Here is a 24,477-nt window from a genome sequence, read left to right on the forward strand (position 1 = left end):
TATTCTATATAAATTTTAAAATCCTCTTTTAAGAGGGCTGCAAAGGTAGAAATTAAAATGAATAATTCAAATCCTAAATCATTAATTTTCACAACATTTATAATATTTCATTATTAGTTATATTATTAGTGTAAGTTTTCCGTTAGATTTACATGTTAAATACTGACAATTTCACTGTGCGAAAAACATTCTTTTTATACCTTATTATATATGTATTTTTTTCTTCGCTATTACATAGTCAAAATTTACTGCTTAAAATTGAAGGTGAAACCGAGCGCGAAACCACATTAATTGACTCTATTACCTACAAAAAAATTCATTTAGACTATGCATCTATTAAAAATGAAGTACTATCCCTTCAAAACACCGTTTTAAAAAATGGCTATATAGAAAATGATTTTAAAGGCATCAATAAAATTAACGACACTGTTTTTTTAGCAAGCCTTCATCTGAAAAAAAAATACCAAAAACTATCAATCTATTACGATACTTCGATACTCGATAAAAAATTACTACAATTAATTTCAAAAGACATTTTTAAAGATCACTTTATTATCGACATTAAAAACACAGATGATGTTTTAAACTTTATAAATGCGAAAATTTCGGAGAAAGGCTACCCATTTTCCAGATTATATTTATCAGACATTACCATTAAGGACAACACCAATTTAGAAGCTAATTTGATTGTTGAATCGAATGAACAAAAAAGAACAATTAACAACATAGTCATTAAAGGTTATGAAAAATTCCCTCGCTCGTTCCTAAAACACTACATTAAAATAAAGCCCTCGCAGACTTTTAATTTAGATGCCATAAAAAAGAAATCTGAAAAATTTCGAGATTTGAGATTCGTAACCGAAGCAAAAGCTCCTGAAATATTATTTTCTAAAGATTCCACAACCTTATATTTATACCTAAACAAAACTAAAAGTAACTCGTTTGATGGTTTTCTTGGCTTTGGAACAAACGACAAAACAAATAAATTAGATTTTAATGGCTATTTAGATTTAAACCTTACTAATAATTTAAACTATGGCGAATCTTTTAAATTATTATATAAAGGCGAACAAAATGAACAAAAACTATTCGAAACGAATTTAACTTTGCCTTATTTATTTAAATCGCCTATTGGGCTGGATTTAGCTTTACGCATTTTTAACAAAGACTCATCGTTTATAACAGTAAATCAATCTGCAAAAATTCATTACCAAATAAACCCCAATCAAAAAGTATCTTCCGGCATCCTTTCTATTCAATCTAACAATTTACTTAACATAAATACTAGCTCTACTATTGTTGACTATAAATCGAACTACTTCACACTTGCTTATCAATTTTTAAAAAGGCAATCACATAATGCAATATTTCCAATAAAAACTAATGTTTCTATTGAAACTAACTTTGGAAAAAGAAAGCAAACGAGCCAGACAGAACAACAGTCGCTAATAGCTCTTGACGCATATAAGATTTTCAACTTAGACCCTAAGAATAGTATTTTTTTAAGAACTCAAGGCACAACTTTAAATTCTAATACCTACCTAGAAAATGAATTAATTAGATTCGGTGGCATTAATTCTTTAAGAGGATTTGAAGAGAACAGTATTTATGCTACACTTTACGGTTTGATTAATACAGAATACAGATTTTTGTTAAACAACAACTTATACGCACACACCTTAACTGACGCGGCCTATTTAGAAAACAAGATAACAGCTACAAAACAGAAATTATTTGGCTATGGAATCGGTTTCGGACTCTTCGCAAAAACCGGATTATTTAAATTGAATTACGCTATCGGACATACTGAAAATCAAGACTTTAACTTCTCCAATTACAAGATCCAAATTAGCTTTATTTCATCATTTTAACTTTTTTGTTAACAAATTCACATTTATTTAACAAACACTATTGTTTTATATTTAATTTATTACCATTTTTGGCGCAACTAATTCAAATCAAATTCATTTATGAAAACAAAGTTTAATGGGATTCTGACGCTATTCCTAGCGCTCGTTGTGCACATTGCATTTGCACAAGAAAAAACAATTACTGGAACGGTGACCGACGGGTCGGGTTTACCGCTCCCAGGCGCCACTATTCTGATTAAAGGTACCACAACGGGAACTTCGTCAGATTTTGATGGAAAATATTCAATTAAGGCGAATCAAGGAGCAACTCTTGTATTTAGCTTTGTTGGATATATTACTACCGAAAAAAAAGTAGGTACATCAAATTTACTTAATGTACAAATGTCTGATGACGCATCACAACTTGAGGAGGTTGTAGTTGTTGGATATGGTGTTCAAAAAAAGAAGGAAGTAACTGGTGCCATTACTAGCATTTCAGGGTCTGACATTAGCGGCTTGGTTACACCAAGTTTTGAAAGCCAAATTGCGGGTAGAGCTGCTGGGGTGCAAGTTACTGTAAACAACGGTATTATTGGTGAAGCACCAAGAATTAGAATTCGTGGAATCGCATCGATTGGTTCTGGAACTTCTCCCCTTATTGTTGTTGATGGGATGCCAATTTATTCTGGCGATATAGGTGGTTATGCGTCTACTAATGCATTAGGTGATATAAACCCAAATGATATTGAATCTTTCGACATCTTAAAAGATGGTGCTGCAACAGCTATCTATGGTTCGAGAGCTGCCAACGGGGTTATTTTAATTACTACTAAGAAAGGAAAAAAAGGCACAATGAAAGTTAACTACAATATGGTTACTGGTTTTGCATCGGCCGTTAAAACTTTTGATTTATTAGAAACACCCGACTTTCTTACAATTGCAAACGAAAAAAGAACTAATAGAGGACAAGCAGCTTGGGCAATTGGTAGCGAGTACAACACCGATTGGCAGAAGGCTGTATTAAATTCGAGTGCATTACAAATGGACCATAGTGTTTCGCTTAATGGCGGAACAGATAAAACAAAATACTTTTTATCTTTAGGTTACTCAGAACAGGCAGGTGTTGCCGTAGCGAATAACATGGAACGTTACACCATTAGAGCTAATGTTGATCATCAAATAAGCAAATGGCTTAGCATGGGTGGTAATATAGCGGTTACAAGAACCGAATATAGCGGTTTAAATACTGGAAGAAACTCTTTATCTGGTAACATTTTTAATGCGACCAGACAATTACCAAATACCCCGATTTACAATCCAAATCATGCAACAGGATATAACATTTCTGCAGATGGTAACAATGTTGGACAATGGGACAATACAGATCCTGTTGGCGATAACATTTCTAATATTGCTTATGTTTTAGCAAATAACAAATACGAATCTAAAATCAACAGAACAATTGTAAACACGTTTGCTTCTATTAAGTTTAATGATGATTTAAATTACAGATTCCAAGTAAGTGCAGATAACCCGTTAACATCTGGATTTTTATACTGGAGCCCTGTACATGGCGATGGTAGAGGGTCTAATGGACGTCTACAAAACAACAATGCCGATTTACTAAGATGGAATGTTCAACACATCTTATCTTATAACAAATCATTTAATGATGAACACAACATTGGTTTAACTTTAGTAAATGAATATCAAAAAGAAAACAACCAATCGTTTTTTGGCTATGGAACAAATTTACTTGACGAATTTTATAATCAAAATTTAGTAACTGGTGCCTATGGCACACAGGAATCTGGAGGAAGTATCACAGAAAACGGTATCATATCGTATGTTGGAAGACTTAGCTACAACTATAAGCAAAAGTACTTTATACAAGGCTCTGTAAGACGTGATGGGATTTCAAAATTAAGCGCAGAAAACAGATGGAATAATTTCCTTGGATACTCTGCTGGTTGGGATATAGCAAACGAAGGTTTTTTCGAATCTTTAAAAGACATCATTGGTCAATTTAAAATTAGAGGCTCCTATTCAGAAGTAGGTAACACTGAGATTGGTAATTACCCTTATCTAGGCCTAACTTCGGCATCTCAATACGGCTCACTTAACGGTATTGCCTTTACACAATTTGGTAACGATCAATTACTTTGGGAGACCAGTAAAAAAACCGATTATGGTGTAGATATATCATTTTTAAAAGATAAAATTACTTTTTCTTTCGATCACTACAAAAATGATGTTGACGGTTTAATATTAGCAGTCCCTGTAGCTCATTCGCTTGGGGTACCAGATAACGTTGTTAGAAAAAATATTGGTTCTATGTACAACAAAGGCTATGAGTTTTCATTAAACGTGAATGCGATAAATAAAGAAAAATTCAGCTGGAATATTACTACTAACGTAACTTTAGATAAAAACGAAGTTACAAGTATTCCAGATGGCCAAGATATATTAGGTGGTAGCTTTACAGATGTAAATATTAACCAAAACCTGATTATTAGAGAAGGAGAATCTATCAACTCACTTTATGGCTACAGATATTGGGGGGTTAACCCAGCGAACGGAAACCCAGTTTACTACAAAGCAGATGGTTCTTTAGTGCAAGGAAACTTACCAACTCAGAATTATAAGGTTTTCGACCCTAGCAACCCAACAGACGTAGCTACGGCCGCTTCTTTAAGTGCTGGAGAAGATAGAGTTGTTTTAGGCAACACTTTACCTAGATATTTCGGATCGCTTATTAACAATTTTAAGTTTGGTGATTTCGATTTCTCTTTCATGTTCCGTTTTAGTGGTGGTAACAAAATTTTCAACTCCACTCGTAGAGATTTAGTAACACAAAACTTTAATAATAACAGCACCGAAATTTTAGGAAGATGGCAAAGTGTTGAAAACCCTGGTGATGGTATTACTCCAAGACTATGGGCAAGCACAAACACCTTTACCAACTTAACAGGAAGTGCTACTTCACGATTTATAGAAGATGGAGACTTTATCAGTCTTGACAACCTAACATTTGGCTATAAAATCCCTAAAGACATTACAGATAGAATAAATATAGAGTCTTTAAGATTTTATATCCAAGCTCAAAACCTATTAATAATAACCGATTACAAAGGTTTAAATCCTGAAATGGAAACTGGCGGCGTTGATTTAAATGGTACGCCACGTGCGAAAGTGTTATCGTTAGGTTTAAATGTTAATTTATAATTGTTATAAAATGAAAAATATATATAAACTTTTAATACTTTGTATTGCTGGAATCGGAATGATTTCATGCTCTGAAGAAAAAATCTTAGACCTAAGCCCTGTAAACAACATTTCGATTGATGATGCTTTTTCATCAGCTTCTCTAATTGAAAGTTCAGTTAACGGCATGTATAATGCTGCGGCTATTGGACAATATAACTCAACATTACCTAACGGCGGTAGAGGTTATATATGGGGAGCCGCTTTTGTTCAACAAGGAGACTGCCGAGGTGAAGACATGGTTAACACAGCTACGTTCTACCAGCTAACTTACACCGCAACTTACGACGCCACAACAGCGAACAATGTTTACTATTGGATAGATGGTTACCGTCTTATAAATAGAGCAAATCTCATTATAGAAGGCGTAACAAATGCGGTATCTAAAGGTATCATTACAGAAGCAGTTGGTAATGACTATATTGGTCAAGCCAAGTTTTTACGTGCTATCACGCATTTTGAATTATTAAACTTCTTCGCAAGACCATACAACTATACTACAGGAGCAACACACCCTGGTGTTCCTTACAGAACAGTTGGTATTAATACGCAAGCAGAAATAGATTCAGAACTTCTAAAAGGTCGTAACACCGTTGCAGAATGCTATGATAAAATATTAGCTGATTTGAATGATGCTGAAACTTTAATAACTAATACTACGTTAACAAAGGCATCTAAGAATGCAGCAATTGCATTTAAAACAAGAGTGTATTTGCACAAAAGAGATTGGAATAACGTAATCGCAGAAGGTAACAAATTAACTACGTATACCCTTACTGCATCACCAAGCGGGGTATTTACAAGCAATTACAGTAATACTGAATCTATTTTCTCTATTCTTCATGCAGCTACACTAAACCCAGGTGTAAATGCAGCGTTAGCATCTCAGTATGTTAGAAGAACACTTGTATGTATTAGTCCAATAATTTGGAGAGATCCAAGTTGGTTAGTTGATGACAAACGAAGAGAAGACAATTCTACTGCAACATCAAAAGGTACTGGTATGGTATTTACAACTAGCGGCAGAAAGTACACTTATAAATATAAAGATGAAGTAAATTATACTGATGCTGCTCCTGTAATAAGATATGCCGAAGTTTTATTAAATATGGCGGAAGCATATGCTAGAAAAACGCCTACAGATTTACCTAACGCATTGGCAAAATTAAATCAAGTAAGAAATCGTTCTTTAGCCGACCCAGCAACACAAGCCTATACCGCTGCATCTTTTACAACACCAAGCACTATGGTGGGTGCTATTTTAAAAGAAAGACGCATAGAGTTTTTAGCTGAAGGAAGAAGATGGTCAGACATCCACAGATTACAAGGAGACGATTTACATCCAATAGACGGTATTCCAGCTAAAATTGCCAACGGAAATCCTGCGGCATCAACTTTTACATTAGGAACTCCTTATACAGGTCCTTATGGCGTTGCTGCTATTCCGGCATCAGATTCTAGATTTTTATGGCCAATACCGCAAGTTGAGCTAAATGCTAATCCAACATTAGCAACACAGCAAAACCCAGGCTGGTAAAATGTAATTTTTATAAAATTTAGGTTGACAATAAAATCTCCAAAAAAAAATATTTTTTTGGAGATTTTTTTTACATAAAAATCAGCGTAAACCCTAAAGAAAAAACAATGCAAACGAAAAATAATTCATAACCAATTTATAATAAAGCTTTTATACAAATAGTTATATGTTTTTTTACGTAAAAGGGTCGCCTGATTGCGAATATTAAAAATTATTATCCAGAAATAATGAATTTCTCAATTTAACAATAAAATAAGCATATTTTTTTATCAAAATCCTAATTATTATTTGTAAAATCCAAATTTTAACTAATCTTTATTGTTTTATTAACATTTTATTATCACATTTGGCATTGACTAATTCAAATAATTATAAAATGAAAACAAAGTTTAGTGGAATTCTAACGCTATTACTAGCGTTTGTCGTGCAACTAACATTTGCACAAGAAAAGACTATTTCAGGTACGATATCAGATGGTTCTGGTTTGCCGCTTCCTGGAGCAACTGTAATTGTTAAAGGTACTACTTCTGGTACTTCAACAGATTTTGATGGTAAATATTCGATAAAAGCAAATACAGGCGCTACGCTTGTTTTTAGTTTTGTTGGATACACAACCAAAGAAATTAAAGTAGGAGCATCAAGCACCATTAATGTTCAATTAAGCGAAGACGCATCTATTCTTGATGAAGTGGTTATTACTGCATTAGGAATTAAACGTGAAAAGAAAAGTCTAGGTTATGCGACTCAAGAAGTTTCCGGAGAAACGGTCTCTAGGGTGCAAAGCCAAAACTTCGTTAACTCGCTTTCTGGAAAAGTTGCTGGTTTAGATATTAAATCTTCAGGAACACTTGGTGGTTCTGTAAATGCCGTAATTAGAGGTAGTAGTTCGATTGCAGGTAATAACCAAGCACTCTTTGTTGTAGATGGTGTTCCAGTTAATAACGACACGCCTAACACTTCAAATCAAAGTACTGGTAGAGGTGGTTATGATTATGGTAACGCTGCTGCCGACATTAACCCAGACGACATCGAGTCTATTAACGTATTAAAAGGTGCTGCGGCATCTGCTCTTTATGGATCTAGAGCTGCCAACGGTGTTATTATGATAACAACCAAAAAAGGCCGTAAGCAAAAAGGCATTGGTGTAACCGTGAATTCAAGCATAATGGCTGGAACAGCCGACAAGGAAACACTTCCTGTTTATCAAAAGAAATATGGTGCTGGTTACGGACCATTTTATGATGGCCCTGGAAGCTATTGGGGTTTATATGATGTTGATGGTGATGGAACCGATGATCTTACTACTGTATTTACTGAAGATGCGTCTTATGGAGCAGCATTCGATGAGAATTTATTAATCTACCAATGGAATTCTGCCTTTCCAGATTTAGCTACTTACCAACAAGCTACGCCTTGGGTAGCTGGCGCGAACGACCCTAACTATGTTTGGGGAACGTCTTCTACAACTGTAAACTCTGTATCTCTTGATGGTGGTACCGAGAAAAGCGCTTTTAGATTAGGTATTACAAATATGTTACAAGAAGGTAACTTACCTAATAGTGAAATTAAGAGAAATTCTATTAACTTTACAGGATCTCATGACTTTACAGATAAATTAACCATATCTACACTATTCAATTTTACTAAAACAGATGGTAAAGGACGTTACGGTACTGGTTATGATGCTAACAACGTAATGCAACAGTTTAGACAGTGGTGGCAAGTAAACGTGGATTTAGCTGAACAAAAAAGAAGTTATTTCCAAACAAGACAAAACACAACTTGGAATATTAATGCTTATGATGATGCTACGCCAATTTATTCTGACAACCCTTATTGGACTTTTTATGAAAACTTCCAATCGGATTCTAGAAATAGATTTTGGGGTAACGTAGTCTTAGATTACGAACTTACTGACTGGTTAACAGTTATGGGGCGTTTCTCATATGATACTTATGCTGAAATACAAGAAGAAAGAACTAATGTGGGAAGTTCTAATGTTCCTAGCTATTTAAGAAGAAACAGAAATATTTCTGAATACAACTACGACTTAATGTTCAATTACAACAAAGATTTAAGTGAAAAATTAAATCTTGCTGGAACTGTTGGTTTTACTTTAAGAAGGAACACCTGGAACAATATAACTGGTACTACCAACGATGGTCTTTTATTGGCCGGTCTTTACACCTTATCTAATAGCGAAGGAGCAATTACTACAGCCGAGTACGATGCTACAAAAATGGTTGATGGTGTTTATGGGCAGGCAAGTTTAGGATATGACGATTTTGCGTTTATTGAAGGTACTTACAGAAGAGACAGGTCTTCGTCTTTACCAAAGGCAAATAATACCTTTGATTATTGGTCTGTTACCGGTTCGTTAATTTTTTCTCAATTATTAGAAGCTGATTGGTTAACGTTTGGTAAATTAAGAGGAAATTATGGTATTGTGGGTAACGACACAAACCCTTACAATGTTTTTAATACATATACCATTGTAACACCAACATTTAATGGTGGTTTAGCTACTAACCCAAGTGCACGTTCTAATCCTGATTTATTACCTGAAGAACAAAAAAACTGGGAAATAGGTTTAGAGATGCAGTTTTTAAATAAAAGATTAGGTTTTGATGTTACTTATTATAACGCTCAAAACATTAATCAAATTACAAGTGTTCCAGTATCAAATAGTACTGGATATACATCAGCATTATTAAATGCAGGTACTATTGAAAATAGTGGATGGGAAGTTCAAGTAAACCTTACTCCTGTAAAAACTACTAATTTTTCATGGGACATTAATCTTAACTGGGCGAAAAACAAAAGTTTAGTTGTTGAACTAATTGATGGTGTTAATAACTTACAACTTGGCTCTTTCCAAGGTGGTGTATCTTTAAATGCAACGCCTGGTCAACCTTATGGTACTATTAGAGGTTCTAACTATGTTTTCCATGATAACGGACAACCAATAGTTTACACATCTGCCGACGCTCCTAGTGGTTCTTGGGTTGGTGCTTATGCTAGAACTTCAGACAGCAACCAAGTTATTGGAGATATAAACCCAGAATGGACCGGGGGTGTTTTCAATAGTTTTTCTTACAAAAATTTAACTTTTAGTTTTTTAGTTGATATCCAAAAAGGTGGTAGTGTATTCTCTCTAGACACATGGTATGGCTACGCTACAGGTCTATATGACTTCACAGCTGGAACAAACGATTTAGGAAACCCTGTTAGAAATGCCGTTGTTGGTACTGCAGGAAACTATGACTCAACAAGTGGAGGCGTTATTTTACCTGGTGTTAATGCTGATGGTTCTGCTAACGAAACTAGAAATTATGTTGGTTATTATGCAAATGGTTGGGGATACTCAAGATCTCCAAATGCTGCGCACGTTTACGATGCTGGATTTGTTAAACTTAGAGAAGCTAGTTTAACTTATAACCTGTCTGCAAAAGTTCTTGACAAAACACCGTTTACAAGTGCCTCATTATCTGTAATAGGAAGAAACCTATGGATAATTGATAAAAATGTTCCTTATGCTGATCCTGAAGCTGGTTTAGGTGCTGGAAACATTCAAGGATATCAATCTGGTTCATACCCATCTATTAAAGAAATAGGTGCAAGTCTAAAATTACAGTTCTAAAAAAATTAATTATGAAAAAAATATTTTTAACCGTTCTATCTTTAATAGTGTTAGCGTCGTGCCAAACAGATGCTCAATACGAAAATTTAAATAGAGATCCAAAAAACCCCACTCAAGTAGACGCTGATTTTTTATTCAATAGTGCTGCTAAGAGTTTGGTTGATCAAATGACGAGTACAAATGTTAATACTAACATTTATAGATTGTTGGCGCAATATTGGACAGAAACAACTTATGTTGATGAAGCCAATTATGATTTCAACACAAGAAACATTCCTCAAAATCATTGGTCTGAAATGTACAGAGATGTGCTTTTAGATTTAACAGATGCACAAGAAAGAGTTTTAAACGATGCCTCTTTATCAACTGCCGATAAAACAGTAACCGCTGCTCAAGCTGAAGTATTACTTATTTATACTTGGCAACAAATGGTTGACACTTTTGGTGACATCCCTTATTCTCAAGCATTAAATGCCAATGCTTACCCACTTCCTGCCTATGATGATGCTGCGACTATCTATACAGATTTATTATCTCGTATTGATACAGCCATTTCTGGTTTAAGTGCTGGTGGCAGTGGTTTCGCTGTAGATAACCTTTACTCTGGAGATATTACCAAATGGAAAAAATTTGCTGCTTCTTTAAAGCTAAGATTAGGAATACGTTTATCTGATGTAAATGCTACGGTAGCTAAAGCTGCTGTGGAGAGTGCTTATAGTACAGGCGTATTTTCTTCTAACAGTGATAATGCCTCTTGGGCATATTTAGGAACTTCAAATCCGAATCCACTTTGGACTGACTTAGTACAATCTGGAAGAAGCGACTTCGTAGTTGCAAACACTACTGTGGATTTTATGAATACCTTAAGTGATCCGAGACGTGCTCAATATTTTGACGACAATCTTAGTGGAGGTTATGTAGGTGGCCCTTACGGAGCAAACAACACTTATGAAAACTATACGCATGTTGGAGATATCATGATTGACCCAACAACTCCAGCTTGTTTAATAGACTACGCCGAAGTATCTTTTTACCTTGCGGAAGCTGCAGCTAGAGGATGGTCTGTTGGTGGTACAGCACAACAACACTATAACAATGGTATTACTGCATCTTTTGATTATTGGGGTGCTACCGGTGTTGCATCTTATTTATTAAACCCTTCTGTGGCATATGCGACAGCTTCAGGCGATTGGAGAGAAAAAATTGGTAAACAATTTTGGTTAGCCATGTATAACAGAGGATTTGAAGGCTGGACAGTTTGGAGAAAGTACAACACACCTACTTTCAATCTTCCTGCCGTAAGTGGACTTCCAGTTCCAACTAGATATACTTATCCAATTAACGAACAAAATTTAAACGTAGATAATTGGACAGCGGCTTCTACTGCCATTGGCGGTGATAAGCAAACAACAAAATTATTCTGGGATGTAAATTAGATTTCACCTGATAATTGTATTTAAAAAAGGGCTGTTTAAAACAGCCCTTTTTTTATTTACCTAGATTAAATTTTGATTTTAGAATATATCATTTGTAATATATACAACCATTGAGCTTGGAATTAAGTAATACCTAAAACATCCATATTGTTTTAAAAGTTCTTTCGACAATTCAAACAGGGCTAATTAATACTATAAAGTTTTAGAAACTTAGAAATTATATATAAAAACAAAAGTTGCAAGATTTTCTACTCTCCTTAAAATTAATTCTTTCAAATACGAACTTGATAATCGAGGCTTTAAGAAACACACACAATATAGCCTAACAACTTTATAATTTCACTTGAAAAAGAGATTAAAACTGAACCAATAATGCGAAAAAGAAAGGTTATTACGAAATATTCAAACTACGTCTGAATAACGATTAAACTGGAATATCCATAATTTAATTGCGACAAACACAGAAGCTAAAGTGCAATAAATAGTCAAAAAAATTAACAGCAGTTTTAATTGATACTAAACATCAAAATTTTAAGGCAAAGTGTCCGGTAAATTCTTCGCCATTTGGCAATTTTAAACTATACCAATAATCATCGGCTATCATTGGTACATTCTTAAACTTTCCATCCCAACCATCAGAATAAAAAGGATTAAAAATTTTCAGCAACTTTCCATATCGGTTGTAAATTTTCACAACAAAATTATCGGTATCAAAATCGGCCCTATTTAAACCATAAGCATTCCAGGTGTCGTTAGATCCATCATCGTTAGGCGTAAAGTATTTTGGGAAGCCGAAAATATAAAAGTCATAATTCACCATTTCGCAACTGTTAATATCACTAACATAAACGGTATGCGAACCTGGTTCAAGATTTAAAAATAAATTACTTTGCTGAAAATCAATTTCATCATCTACTTTATACACATACTTTTCTAAATCACTGTTATTTAATAGCACAGACATAGAACGCCCTTCAATTTCGAGTTTCTTAATTATAGGACTTTCATATCGCTCTATATTAATTACTATTGTTTTGTCGCAATTTGCAAACGGTTCTGTTACGGTAACCTCATATATCCCAGGCTGGTTCACAACTATTTTATTAGTTGTTTCTTGAGTATTCCAGTAATAATCATAAGCCCCTACTTGTTCATCACTTATACCAGAATCAATTGTAACTGGGAAGTCTGTGGAGCAAACAGTAAAAGTTTGACTGCTTATAACAGGGAATGGCTTTACATTTAATTGTAATAGACCGTTACCATAACATATATTATCACTTTCAACCCTAACAAATAAGGATTTACTTTTAGATGAATAAATACCTGATAATGCATTAACACCTATTAAAGCATCATATTCTTTCTCGTAAAAAGTAATAGAAATATCAAAAGGCAAATTTAACTGTGTTGAAATTTTATCAGCCTGTACTTCTAAATTAAAATCGGCTATATCGTCGTTATCAAAATCACATTCCGATAATTCAAGCAAACCAAGATCTAATGATTGCGTTGTTTTCAATCGCACGGTCGCGATACTATAACACTCTGTATTGGCCTTATACACTTTGGCATATAACAATTCATCGTTTACCACATTAGTGTAAATATCTCCTAAGCCTTTTACATTTAAAGTATCATTTGTCGCATCCACCAACGATTGATAATAATAAATTTCTATGGGTTCGGTTGTATTTAAACTTATTGCCTCATTCGCATGTGTTAAATTAAACACCGATATTCCATCATTAGGGTTAGCATCATAGGAATCGCATTGAATTAAATCATACGTATCACTCAAGATGTTTGGTGGCTCCGAAATAATTAGTTGTTTTATTAAAGGATCTCTTTGTATTCCATTTAAAGACATTGTTAAACTTACAGAATAAACCCCTGCCGCATTATACACATGATTAGGGCTTTCCTCGATAGACGTTTGTCCGTCGCCAAAATCCCATACTACAGAGTCATATGGTTCTTCAGACGTTATATAGAAATGCGTTTGGTCGCCCAAACATGTTAACTCATAATCAAAACTGTAAAGAAAAATAGACTGAACAAATGGCGGTAATCCTAATTTTGATGCCTTACCTCCTAGGCTTATAGAATTTTCTAAATAATCGCATCCCACACCGATAGTATTTGGGCTTTTTATTACGGATATATTTAAACCAACAGATGCAACTTTGTAACCTGCTCTGTAAATCTTTCCGTCTATAGCTAATTGCAAAGCACCTGCAATATTTTGACTTGAACTTATTACTTGTTTTGATCCGCTGACATTCGAAGCTTCTAAATTATATTGATAAAGTTCCCCTGTAACGAATGTATCATTTTCATCAAAAATACTATTGGTAATATAGAGTCGTTTTGAATTAGGTGAAAACTCTACACCATATGGATATCCGCCAGAAAGAATTTCAATTTGGTTAGATACGGCGCCATTCGAATTATTGAAATTATACAACAATACTTTTCCTGATTTTTTTTGACCTGTTCTTGGACTTCCGGCAACAGTTGAACTATGCGCGATGGCTATGTTCTTACCATTTGGCGACACCTTTAAATAACCTATAGCTGAAACATTTGCACCATCGTCATTTAACACTGGCAGAACCGATTGTTGAACCGTTGAAACTACAGGATTTGAGTTTACACCATTTACATCCACTAAAAAGGAATAAAATCGATCCATAAAATTGGTGATAACCCAAATAGAGCTTCCATCACTATGGGTAACAGCGGTTATTTTTTCTGAAGATTTATACTTGTTTTCGGTAGCATCATTTGGGTTGTAGGTAACTAAATGCTTGTTTTTTACACCATCAACAATGTCACCATAGCCACCATTTAAAGTCAAATCTACTTCAGAATAATTAACACCATTAATTACGGCAATATCTTTTAAATAATAACTAGGCTGATCTATCGTGAATATATAAAATCTCGATTTACTTCCTGGTTTAGGAATAATTAAAGCAGATTCTGTACTAGAACCATGACCCAATAACATTTGGCCATTCGGCATGACTTTATGAACTCTATCCCAAACTGTTACACCGTCGGTATAAAACAATAAATTTCCATTAGGATCAGAAATTGTGGCACATCCTTCTCGAGTATCAAGCTTGCCATCTAAAAGTGGTACAGGATTTCCGGAATTAAAATTAAGACCAGCAAATTCTCCAAAATACCAATTGGCAGACTCTTTTTGGCTAAATACCAAGGAGATATTTAGACAAAAAATAAACATAAAAAGATTAGACCTCAAATACAAAAACAATTTTTATGTAAATATAACAATTATAACGATTTATGTTTAATTTTCTTATAATTTAACAGTTAGACTTTTGATACAAATTACTGGTTAATAAATAATTACAATTTATTACGCAAACAAAAAAAAATACTTAGCATATTCCAAAAGTGTAATAATGACTATCCTAAATTTTCTATTCAATCAAATTAATTTAAATTTAAATCTGATTGAGCAGCAAGCATCGCAGTTCCCAATAATATCTTAAAGAAGATTATTTTTTCAAACTCAAAATAACAGATTAACTAAAACACCAATCTAAAATAATTAGACACTGTTGAATAGTTAAAATGACTGGCAATTTAAAACTTTCCATGGCATCATCAGTATATTTTGAGCTTGGAGTTTTATGAATAGGAAACATATTCTATTTACTTTGACATTTAATTAATTATTGAGAATTAATTACGCTAACCCATCAGTTCATTATTTCGAATACTTGCACAATAACTCAACACTAGAGGACAATACTAATCTATAATCTTTTAACCCATGTGCCCCATTCTTAATAATGGAATAGAAAAAGATATTGCTCAGCTTCCTTAAAGTTTTTATTCTAAACTGTTTTTCCTAAAACTTATAAATTTTTAAAATCTCACAACGAACAAGTCTGACTATTATTGTGCATTTATTTTTATTAAAATTAACAAAACAGCGAATTAATAAAATGCTAGCTTTTTTCAAAAAAGCATATATTTTACATTAGATATTTATTGTTTTTTTGAATTTTAACCATTTTTTGTTGTTTTATTAACTTTTTATTAAGATTTTTGAAGTTGACTAATTCAAATAATTATAAAATGAAAACAAAGTTTAGTGGAATTCTAACGCTATTACTAGCGTTGGCTGTGCAACTTACGTTTGCTCAAGGAAAGACAATTTCAGGTACCGTTTCAGACCCTTCTGGTTTGCCGCTGCCTGGAGCTACAGTCTTAGTAAAAGGTACTACTTCAGGTACATCAACAGATTTCGATGGTAAATATTCAATAAAAGCCAATCAGGGTGCTACGCTGGTTTTTAGTTTTGTTGGATATATAACTAAAGAAATTGTTGTAGGAGCTTCCAACACCATTAATACAACAATGCAGGAAGATTCAACAGCTCTTGAAGAAATATTAATAGTTGGTTATGGTACATCAACAAAACAATCTTTTGCAGGTACTGCGAAAACAGTACAAAGTGAAAATCTGGAAATAAAAAATGTTTCCAACTTATCACAAGCCCTCTCGGGTGAGATTGCTGGTGTTACTGTAATTAACACTTCTGGACAACCAGGTACAGTGGCTACAATAAGGATTAGGGGTTATGGTTCTGTAAACGGTAACAGAGACCCTTTATATGTTGTTGATGGTGTACCTTATAACGGAAGCATAAATGCCATTAATCCTGCCGATATAAAAAGCACAACAGTATTAAAAGATGCAACCGCGACTGCGATATATGGTTCTAGAGGAGCTAACGGTGTTATATTAATCACTACAAAAACCGGATCTGCATCAGATTCTTACATCGAGTTAGATGTAAAAACAGGTATTAATACACAAATGATTCCTAGATACGATGTTGTAAAATCTCCAGAAGAATACATAGGTTATGTTTGGGAAGGGATTTATAATAGAGGAGTAATTACAGGAAATGCGAATCCAGTAAATTACGCTAATACAAACTTATTCACCAACAATTACGTTGCTTCTGGGTACAACATGTGGAATGTAGCTAGTGGTGCCGATTTAATCGACCCGACTACGCATATGGTTAGAGATGGTGTTACCAGAAAATATACCCCAGAACTGTATTCGGATGCTGCTTTTGATTCTGCCTACAGAAATGAAGGAAGTGTACGTATGGGTGGAGGAAGCGAAAAGTCAAAATATTTCTTCTCTTTAGGATATTTAAATGATGATGGTTACGCCAAAAATACGAGCTACGACCGTTATACAACGCGTTTAAACTTAAATTCAGATATCAAAGATTGGTTAGAAGTTGGAGCGAACATAGGTTACGCTTATTCTGAAAGTTTAAACAACGGGCAAACCGAAGGTTCAGAAAACGTTTTTGAATTTGCTGATAAAATGGCTCCTATTTTCCCAGTATATTTAAGAGATGATAATGGACAATTGGTTCCAGATTTAATTTATGGTGGTAATCAATATGACTATGGTACTGTTTCTGGTTTTAGAGATAGACCTAATGCCAACAACTTAAACCCAATTGCATCAGCAATTTATGATTATGTTGGCTTTAAAAGACATGAAATTAATGGTAACTTCAACATGAACATTAAGTTTACTGATAACTTAACTTTAGAAATGCGTTATGGTAGCCAATATTCTATCGAACGTTATAAAAACTACTCTAACCCATTTTATGGGACCGCAACTGGTGACGGCGGTAATTTATTTACAAGAGATAGAGAACGATTAGGCACCAACTTCTTACAATTATTACGTTATAAAAATGATTTTGGCGATCATACTTTAGAAGTATTAGCTGCGCATGAGAATAATGAATATACATTTAAAGAATCTACTCAATACAAAGGAAAAGTTGTATTAGATGGTTTATTAGAATTAGATAACTTTATAAATAACTTATCTCCTCCTACTGGCTTCACAGAAGGAAGTGCTATTGAATCTTATTTTGGTCAAGTAAATTATGATTTTCAAGATAAATATTATTTAACAGCTTCTGTTCGTCGCGACGGTTCTTCTAGGTTTGTTAATGATAAATGGGGTACTTTTGGCTCTGTGGGTGGTGCTTGGGTTATTTCAAATGAAAGTTTCTTTAAGCACAATGTATTCTCTTTCTTAAAATTTAAAGCTTCATACGGTATTACGGGTGATCAAGCTGGTGTCGGTTATTATTCTGGTTATGACACGTTCAATAGCGGTATTTTAGGAGGTGAAATATCAATTTCTGCCAATACAAACGGTAATCCTGATTTAACTTGGGAAACGTCTAACATGTTTCAAACTGGAATTGAGTTCAGTTTAGGCACTTACTTAGATGGTTCTATTGATTATTATAACAAATTAACAGACAATTTAATTTTCGAGAGACGCGTTGGGCCATCACAAGGTATCGCTGTAATTACCGTGAATGACGGAGAATTGAAAAATCAAGGAATTGAATTCGATTTAACAGGGCATTTAATTAACAAAAAAGATTTCAAATTAGATTTAACCGTAAATGGTGAAATTATTAAAAATGAAATCGCAAAAATGCCTATCGAACCTTCTACAGGTTTACCTAGAATTCTTGATACGTCTCCTGGTGATTATGCATATTCTAAAGGTAGTTCTATATATGAATTTTACTTACGTGAATGGGCAGGTGTAGATCCTGCTGATGGTGCTCCAATGTGGTATCAATATTTTAACGATACGAATGCCAATGGCATATTAGATAGTGGTGAGGAATCAATTTCAACAATGACTCCTTATTTAGATGAAAACCCAGATGCTATCATCGCTAAACAAGTTACTAAAACATACGCACTTGCTACAGATAAATATGTAGGTAAATCAGGTATTCCAGATTTACGTGGAGCTGTCAGATTAGGTGGTATTTATAAAAACTGGAATTTCTCTACATTATTCACCTACAGCATTGGTGGCTATGCTATCGACTATCAGTACGGAGAATTAATGAGTGATAGATTTGGTGCTGTTGGAAACAATTATCATACAGACATTGCTGATAGATGGATGCAACCTGGAGATCTTACTAATGTGCCTAGATTAGCAGATGGTATCGATCAAAATAGTACTTCTACATCAACACGTTTTTTAACTAAAACAGATTACATATCATTAAACAATGCTATGATTGGTTACACGCTACCAAAAGAATTTTTGGCAAATACAGGTCTTAGCTTTGTTAATATTTGGGCGTCTGGAGATAATTTATTTGCCAAAACAGCACGTAATGGTTTCAACCCAACTACTACTGAAAGCGGTAATACAGAACGTAGGTTATATGCCCCATTAACTACTTTTAGTTTAGGTGTAAGAGTTAAATTTTAAAAAAAGAATGAAAATGAAAAATATAATAAAATTAACATTAATGGCGGCTATAGCTAGTTTTACTTTTAGCTGTGGTGAAGATTTCTTAGATAAACAGCCTTCTGAATTTTTAACCACCGACCAAATTGGTGATGCGGCTTCAAGAAATCCGGATGTAATTGCAGGTACAATGAATGGTATTTATGCCTTAATGTTTGAAACAGAAACTGGTGGTACTACGGGGCACGATGATTTTGGTCAAAAGGCTTATGATATCTTCGGTGATTTTCTGTCTAGTGACGTAGCACTATCTGTAAGTACATATGGATGGTACAGAGCCAGTATTACAGAATATCAATGTACACAAGATTACACCTTTACAGATAACTACCAAGTTTGGAGATATTACTACAGAATTATAAGATCTGCTAACACTGTAATTGATGCATTAGGCGGTAATGATGTTACCCCAGAATTAGCTGAAAACAAATACATCATGGGACAAGCAAAAGCCATAAGAGCACATTCTTACTTTTACTTAGCTCAATATTTTCAAAAAAGTTACAATCCATCAGAAGCTATTTTACCACTTTACGACGATTTATTAGACCAAAACGGTCCTAAAGTTCCAGCTTCGGAGATTTATGCTCTAATAGAATCTGACCTTTTAACAGCCATCGATTTATTAGACGGTTTTAATAGAAGTGCTAAAAGTCAAATAAATAAAGATGTTGCCAGAGGTATTCTAGCTTATGTTTATGGCGCCATGGGCAAAGATCCAGAAGTTAAAACATTAACAGCCGAAATCATTGCTACTGGAGCATTTCCTATCATGGATTCTACTGAAGTTTTAGGTGGATTTAATGATCTTTCTACTCCAGGCTGGATGTGGGGTGTTGATTTGACTACCGATAATGAAATAGGTCTTGTTTCATGGTGGGGACAAATGGACTACTTCTCTTATAGTTATGCTGGTTATGGCGATTCAAAAGCTATCGACGCTGGTTTATATGCTCAAATTCCTGCTAACGACGTTAGAAAAGGTCAATTTTACACTGGTGCAACCCCTGTTAATCAGTACTTACAGCCTCTTAACAAATTCTATGAAGCGGCAAGAGTACCAAGAGGTTCTAGTACTACAATTACATCAGATTTACTTTATATGAGAATTTCTGAAATTTATCTTTTACATGCTGAAGCTTGCGCTAAAACGTCTGATCCAACTGGAGCACGCACAAGTTTAAAAGCTTTACTAGCAAAGAGAATTCCAGATGCTAGCTATGTAGACGCATTGTCTGGACAAGCTTTACTAGATGAAATTTATCTTCAAATGAGAATAGAACTTTGGGGTGAGGGGAAAACTTACTTAAACATGAAGAGAAATAAAAAATCTGCAACAAGAGGTGCCAATCACTTATCATTTGTAGGAGTGACTATCCCTTATAACGATGAACGTATGACTTTTGAAATTCCAGAAGCAGAGATTCTTTATAATCCTTTTATTAGTACTCAAAATGAGTAATTAAAATGATTGAATAAAACTTAAAATATAAAATTTATGAAAAAAATAGCATATATACTCTTGATAGTATTATCAGTAGTTTCTTTACAAAATTGTGAAGACACCTATTTACCACCTAGCCTTGAATATATTACATTTGGGAAAACAGTATATTCTACAGGTGTAGATGTTGGAGGTTCCACTACGGTTGAGATACCTGTTTATACTGGAAATATTGTTTCTACAGATAGAACATTTAACGTTGATGTTGATGGTTCAGCAGCTGCTGCTGGATCTTATACGGCACCTTCTAGCGTTACCATTCCTGGAGGCACTAATAAAGGTACAATATCGGTTAACCTAACAGACACAAACCTAGGAATAGGGGTAAACAAACTTTCAATTAAATTTATTGCCGACGGATCAACTACCGTTGGTGCAGCCACCAGTATTGAATACATTCAAAACTGTGAGGAAGTAACACTTACCCTTAATATTGTTTTTGATGGTTACGGTAGTGAAACAGGTTGGAATATAAAAGATGCCTTAGGTGGCGTTGTTGTTTCTAAACCAATAAAAACTTATGCAGACGGACAAGCTACTGCCTCCGAAACTATAACATTATGTGCAGGAAGAGATTATACTTTCACTATTATTGATGATTATGGCGATGGTTTAAGCTATCCTGCTAATGGCAGTTACACACTATCATTAGGTAACACAGTTAAAGCTACAGGCGGGGGTGACTTTGGAGCTAGTGAAACCACTGCTTTCGACACTAATTAATTTTTGAATTTTGAACTTAAAAAACCACTTCAGTTGAAGTGGTTTTTTTATACCTTTACCCCATGGAAAACCAAACACAAATTTTCGGCATTCGCGCGGTTATTGAAGCTGTAAATGCAGGCGAAACTATTGATAAAGTCTTTCTTCAAAAAGGCCTTAAAGGAGACTTATTTAGTGAATTAGAATCGTTGCTAAACAGAAATTCTATTAACGTATCTTACGTGCCTATTGAGAAGCTAAACAGACTAACCAATAAGAACCACCAAGGTGCGGTTGCCCAAATTTCTCCCATCGAATTTCACGATTTAGAAACCCTAGTTATGAATGTGATGGAGTCTGGTAAAACGGCTTTATTTTTACTTTTAGACCAGTTAAGCGATGTGCGAAATTTTGGTGCCATTATACGTACTGCCGAATGTACCGGTGTTAACGGTATCATTATTCAGAAAAAAGGTGGCGCACCCGTAAATGGCGATACCATAAAAACGAGTGCCGGTGCCGTGTTTAAAATGCCTATTTGTAAAGTAGACCACATTAAAGATGCCGTTTTTTATATGCAATCTTCGGGCATAAAAGTAATTGCTGCTACCGAGAAAACAGATGATACCGTATACGATGTGTCTTTTACAGAACCGTGTGCTATCATTATGGGTTCGGAAGACAGAGGTATCAATCCTTCTATTCTAAAAGTGGTGGATGCCAAAGCAAAATTACCTTTACTTGGAGAAATTGAATCTTTAAATGTATCGGTGGCTTGTGGTGCTTTTTTATATGAAGCGGTTAGACAAAGACGTTCTTAGAAACTTAGACTAATTAGATTCTTAGACCTTTTAGATTCTTAGACTTCTGTAACGTTAGACGAAATTATTCCTTATTTTCTTTATAGGTGTAATTTACTTTGGGCTGCTCCTCCTCTATTGGCGGTTCTATTATTTCTATAAAATTGCCATTTTTATCAAAGTGTTTTAAAAATGGGTCGTCATCTTCATTATAATTTTTTTCTTCCCAAACATATTTTTTAGGTTTTGCAATGGCTTTTCTAAATACCAAAGCAAATAACAAACCAGTTATTAAACCTGATAAATGTCCTTCCCACGAAACTCCTTCTTCCAATGGTAATGCATACCAAATCATACTTCCATAAAGAAACACAACCAGTAGCGATAATGCTACTAGCCTATAATACTTTGCAAAAACACCTTTAAAAAATATAAAACTTACTAATACATAAATAAGTCCGCTTGCCCCAATATGGTAAGATGGCCTGCCAATGTACCATGTTAAAATACCCGATACCAAAATTCCGAAGACTAGAACCTTCCACGCTATTTTTCGGTAGAAATAAAATAATGCCATTGATAAAACAAACAACGGAATGGTATTATGATACAAATGCTGAATACTGCCATGAATAAACGGACTTAAAACAACACCTCGTAACCCAGAAAATGTTTGTGGGTAAATGCCGTAGCTACTAAAATTATATCTAAATCGAACTTCAAACCAGAACACCAACCAAATTGTGAGCACAAAAAAGATGGGGTAAGCCACTACGCCCGTTGAGAATTTAAATTGTTCTTGGTTACTCATAAAATAAAGATAGCAAATAGTTAACCAATTTTGGGGTTTATGTTAAAATGGCAGAAGGGCACCGCGTGAGAGGTTGAAGCCCTTCGTCTGCGCTCAGGACAAGTTCACCATTTTTTGAGGCACGAAAAAAAGATTTAACGTAAAACCCGACCTTGCTTTTTGTAAGGGCACGCCAAAATATTTAAACATTCTATTATCGAGATTCCGTTTTGCAAAGGAATTGTTTTAATTTTACAGTATGAACGAACCGTTAGCAGAACGATTACGACCCAATACGTTAAACGACTATGTGAGCCAAACGCATTTAGTGGGCGAAAACGGTGTGTTAACGCAGCACTTAAAGCAAGGTTTGATTCCTTCCATGATTTTCTGGGGACCACCAGGGACCGGAAAAACCACCTTAGCTAATATTATTGCGAAAGAATCTGGCAGACCGTTTTATGCCTTGAGCGCTATTAATTCTGGCGTAAAAGATATTAGGGATGTTATTGAAAAAGCAAAGCAAAGCGGCGGCTTATTTACCACTAAAAACCCTATTTTATTTATCGACGAGATTCACAGATTTAGCAAATCGCAACAGGATTCCTTATTACAAGCAGTAGAAAAAGGTTGGATAACGCTTATTGGCGCCACTACCGAAAACCCGAGTTTCGAGGTGATTTCGGCACTTTTGTCGCGTTGCCAGGTTTATATTTTAAATGCTTTCGAAAAAAGCGACTTAGAAACACTTTTAAAGCGCGCCATTGAGCAAGACGAATATTTATCTAAAAAGAAAATAAAACTAAAGGAAACCAACGCTCTTTTAAGACTCTCTGGTGGCGATGCCCGAAAATTGCTGAATATTTTTGAGTTAATTATTAATTCTGAAACTTCAGACACCATCGAGATTACCGACGAGACGGTTCTTAAAAAAATACAAAGCAACACAACACGCTACGATAAAACCGGTGAACAACACTACGATATTATTTCGGCCTTTATAAAATCTATTCGTGGTAGCGACCCCAATGCGGCGGTGTATTGGTTAGCCCGCATGATTGAAGGTGGCGAAGATGTGAAATTTATAGCCCGCCGATTGCTTATTCTATCCAGCGAAGATATTGGAAACGCCAACCCTACCGCACTCGTTATTGCCAACAATACATTTCAGGCGGTTTCGGCAATTGGCTATCCCGAGTCCAGAATTTTACTCAGCCAGTGTGCTACCTATTTGGCGTGTTCTCCAAAAAGCAATGCCTCTTACATGGCCATTGGCAAGGCGCAGCAACTCGTGCAACAGACTGGCGATTTATCGGTGCCATTAGAAATCAGAAACGCACCCACCAAACTCATGAAAGAACTGGGTTACGGCGAAAATTACCAATACGCGCACAATTACGAAAACAATTTCGCCAATCAGGAGTTTATGCCCGATAGCATTGTAAATACCAAACTGTACGAACCAGGAAATAATGCGCGCGAAAACGCACATCGCGAATTTTTAAAACAACGCTGGAAAGATAAATATAATTATTAGGGCGTTACCACAAGGGTCGGGCTTTACGCTAAATCTT

Annotated in this window: 12 protein-coding genes; 10 read left to right on the forward strand and 2 right to left on the reverse strand. The window is 34.8% G+C overall.

Annotated elements, in window-relative coordinates; genetic code table 11:
- The first annotated feature begins 152 nt into the window (after positions 1-152).
- From ACFQ0I_RS00260 to ACFQ0I_RS00280, 5 genes are all read left to right on the forward strand, one after another.
- Positions 153-1,871, forward strand: coding sequence for a POTRA domain-containing protein (locus ACFQ0I_RS00260; protein WP_379938304.1), 1,719 nt, complete (start codon positions 153-155; stop codon positions 1,869-1,871).
- Positions 1,872-1,970: 99 nt separating this feature from the next.
- Positions 1,971-5,075, forward strand: coding sequence for a SusC/RagA family TonB-linked outer membrane protein (locus tag ACFQ0I_RS00265; protein ID WP_379938305.1), 3,105 nt, complete (start codon positions 1,971-1,973; stop codon positions 5,073-5,075).
- A 10-nt stretch (positions 5,076-5,085) separates the two neighbouring features.
- Complete coding sequence (locus ACFQ0I_RS00270; RefSeq protein ID WP_379938307.1) at positions 5,086-6,651, forward strand: RagB/SusD family nutrient uptake outer membrane protein; 1,566 nt, start codon at positions 5,086-5,088, stop codon at positions 6,649-6,651.
- A gap of 376 nt (positions 6,652-7,027) precedes the next feature.
- Positions 7,028-10,291 carry a SusC/RagA family TonB-linked outer membrane protein gene (locus ACFQ0I_RS00275; protein WP_379938309.1) on the forward strand — a complete coding sequence of 1,088 codons (3,264 nt, stop codon included), beginning with the start codon at positions 7,028-7,030 and terminating at the stop codon, positions 10,289-10,291.
- Positions 10,292-10,302: 11 nt separating this feature from the next.
- Positions 10,303-11,727, forward strand: coding sequence for a SusD/RagB family nutrient-binding outer membrane lipoprotein (locus tag ACFQ0I_RS00280; protein WP_379938312.1), 1,425 nt, complete (start codon positions 10,303-10,305; stop codon positions 11,725-11,727).
- A 523-nt stretch (positions 11,728-12,250) separates the two neighbouring features.
- Here the strand turns inward: ACFQ0I_RS00280 and ACFQ0I_RS00285 are convergent.
- On the reverse strand, positions 12,251-14,953 hold the full coding sequence (locus ACFQ0I_RS00285; protein WP_379938314.1) for a T9SS type B sorting domain-containing protein: 2,703 nt from the start codon (positions 14,951-14,953) through the stop codon (positions 12,251-12,253).
- Positions 14,954-15,843: 890 nt separating this feature from the next.
- Here ACFQ0I_RS00285 and ACFQ0I_RS00290 point away from each other — a divergent pair.
- From ACFQ0I_RS00290 to rlmB, 4 genes are all read left to right on the forward strand, one after another.
- Entirely contained in the window at positions 15,844-19,068 is a 3,225-nt protein-coding gene (locus ACFQ0I_RS00290) for a SusC/RagA family TonB-linked outer membrane protein (protein ID WP_379938315.1), read from the forward strand.
- Between the two features lie 13 nt (positions 19,069-19,081).
- The gene (locus ACFQ0I_RS00295; protein ID WP_379938317.1) at positions 19,082-20,569 is read left to right on the forward strand and encodes a RagB/SusD family nutrient uptake outer membrane protein; all 1,488 of its coding nucleotides are present in this window, start codon (positions 19,082-19,084) and stop codon (positions 20,567-20,569) included.
- A gap of 36 nt (positions 20,570-20,605) precedes the next feature.
- A complete protein-coding gene (locus ACFQ0I_RS00300) occupies positions 20,606-21,334 on the forward strand; it encodes a hypothetical protein (protein WP_379938318.1) in 729 nt (242 codons plus the stop codon).
- A 62-nt stretch (positions 21,335-21,396) separates the two neighbouring features.
- Positions 21,397-22,134: a 23S rRNA (guanosine(2251)-2'-O)-methyltransferase RlmB gene (gene rlmB / locus ACFQ0I_RS00305; RefSeq protein WP_379938320.1), complete on the forward strand. Its 738-nt coding sequence runs from the start codon at positions 21,397-21,399 to the stop codon at positions 22,132-22,134.
- Positions 22,135-22,198: 64 nt separating this feature from the next.
- Here the strand turns inward: rlmB and ACFQ0I_RS00310 are convergent, their stop codons facing one another.
- Complete coding sequence (locus ACFQ0I_RS00310; RefSeq protein WP_379938322.1) at positions 22,199-22,924, reverse strand: rhomboid family intramembrane serine protease; 726 nt, start codon at positions 22,922-22,924, stop codon at positions 22,199-22,201.
- 238 nt (positions 22,925-23,162) lie between these two features.
- On the opposite strand from ACFQ0I_RS00310, the gene ACFQ0I_RS00315 reads away from it, so the two are divergent.
- Positions 23,163-24,440: a replication-associated recombination protein A gene (locus tag ACFQ0I_RS00315; RefSeq protein ID WP_379938324.1), complete on the forward strand. Its 1,278-nt coding sequence runs from the start codon at positions 23,163-23,165 to the stop codon at positions 24,438-24,440.
- The last annotated feature ends 37 nt before the right edge of the window (positions 24,441-24,477 follow it).

The sequence above is a fragment of the Mariniflexile aquimaris genome (genome assembly GCF_042676825.1).
GTDB lineage: Bacteria > Bacteroidota > Bacteroidia > Flavobacteriales > Flavobacteriaceae > Mariniflexile > Mariniflexile aquimaris.

Bases quoted from the DNA above. Each gene is read 5' to 3' on its own strand.
- ACFQ0I_RS00260 (WP_379938304.1), top strand. From the start codon at position 153: ATGTTAAATACTGACAATTTCACTGTGCGAAAAACATTCTTTTTATAC.
- ACFQ0I_RS00265 (WP_379938305.1), top strand. From the start codon at position 1,971: ATGAAAACAAAGTTTAATGGGATTCTGACGCTATTCCTAGCGCTCGTT.
- ACFQ0I_RS00270 (WP_379938307.1), top strand. From the start codon at position 5,086: ATGAAAAATATATATAAACTTTTAATACTTTGTATTGCTGGAATCGGA.
- ACFQ0I_RS00275 (WP_379938309.1), top strand. From the start codon at position 7,028: ATGAAAACAAAGTTTAGTGGAATTCTAACGCTATTACTAGCGTTTGTC.
- ACFQ0I_RS00280 (WP_379938312.1), top strand. From the start codon at position 10,303: ATGAAAAAAATATTTTTAACCGTTCTATCTTTAATAGTGTTAGCGTCG.
- ACFQ0I_RS00290 (WP_379938315.1), top strand. From the start codon at position 15,844: ATGAAAACAAAGTTTAGTGGAATTCTAACGCTATTACTAGCGTTGGCT.
- ACFQ0I_RS00295 (WP_379938317.1), top strand. From the start codon at position 19,082: ATGAAAAATATAATAAAATTAACATTAATGGCGGCTATAGCTAGTTTT.
- ACFQ0I_RS00300 (WP_379938318.1), top strand. From the start codon at position 20,606: ATGAAAAAAATAGCATATATACTCTTGATAGTATTATCAGTAGTTTCT.
- rlmB (WP_379938320.1), top strand. From the start codon at position 21,397: ATGGAAAACCAAACACAAATTTTCGGCATTCGCGCGGTTATTGAAGCT.
- ACFQ0I_RS00310 (WP_379938322.1), bottom strand. From the start codon at position 22,924: ATGAGTAACCAAGAACAATTTAAATTCTCAACGGGCGTAGTGGCTTAC.
- ACFQ0I_RS00315 (WP_379938324.1), top strand. From the start codon at position 23,163: ATGAACGAACCGTTAGCAGAACGATTACGACCCAATACGTTAAACGAC.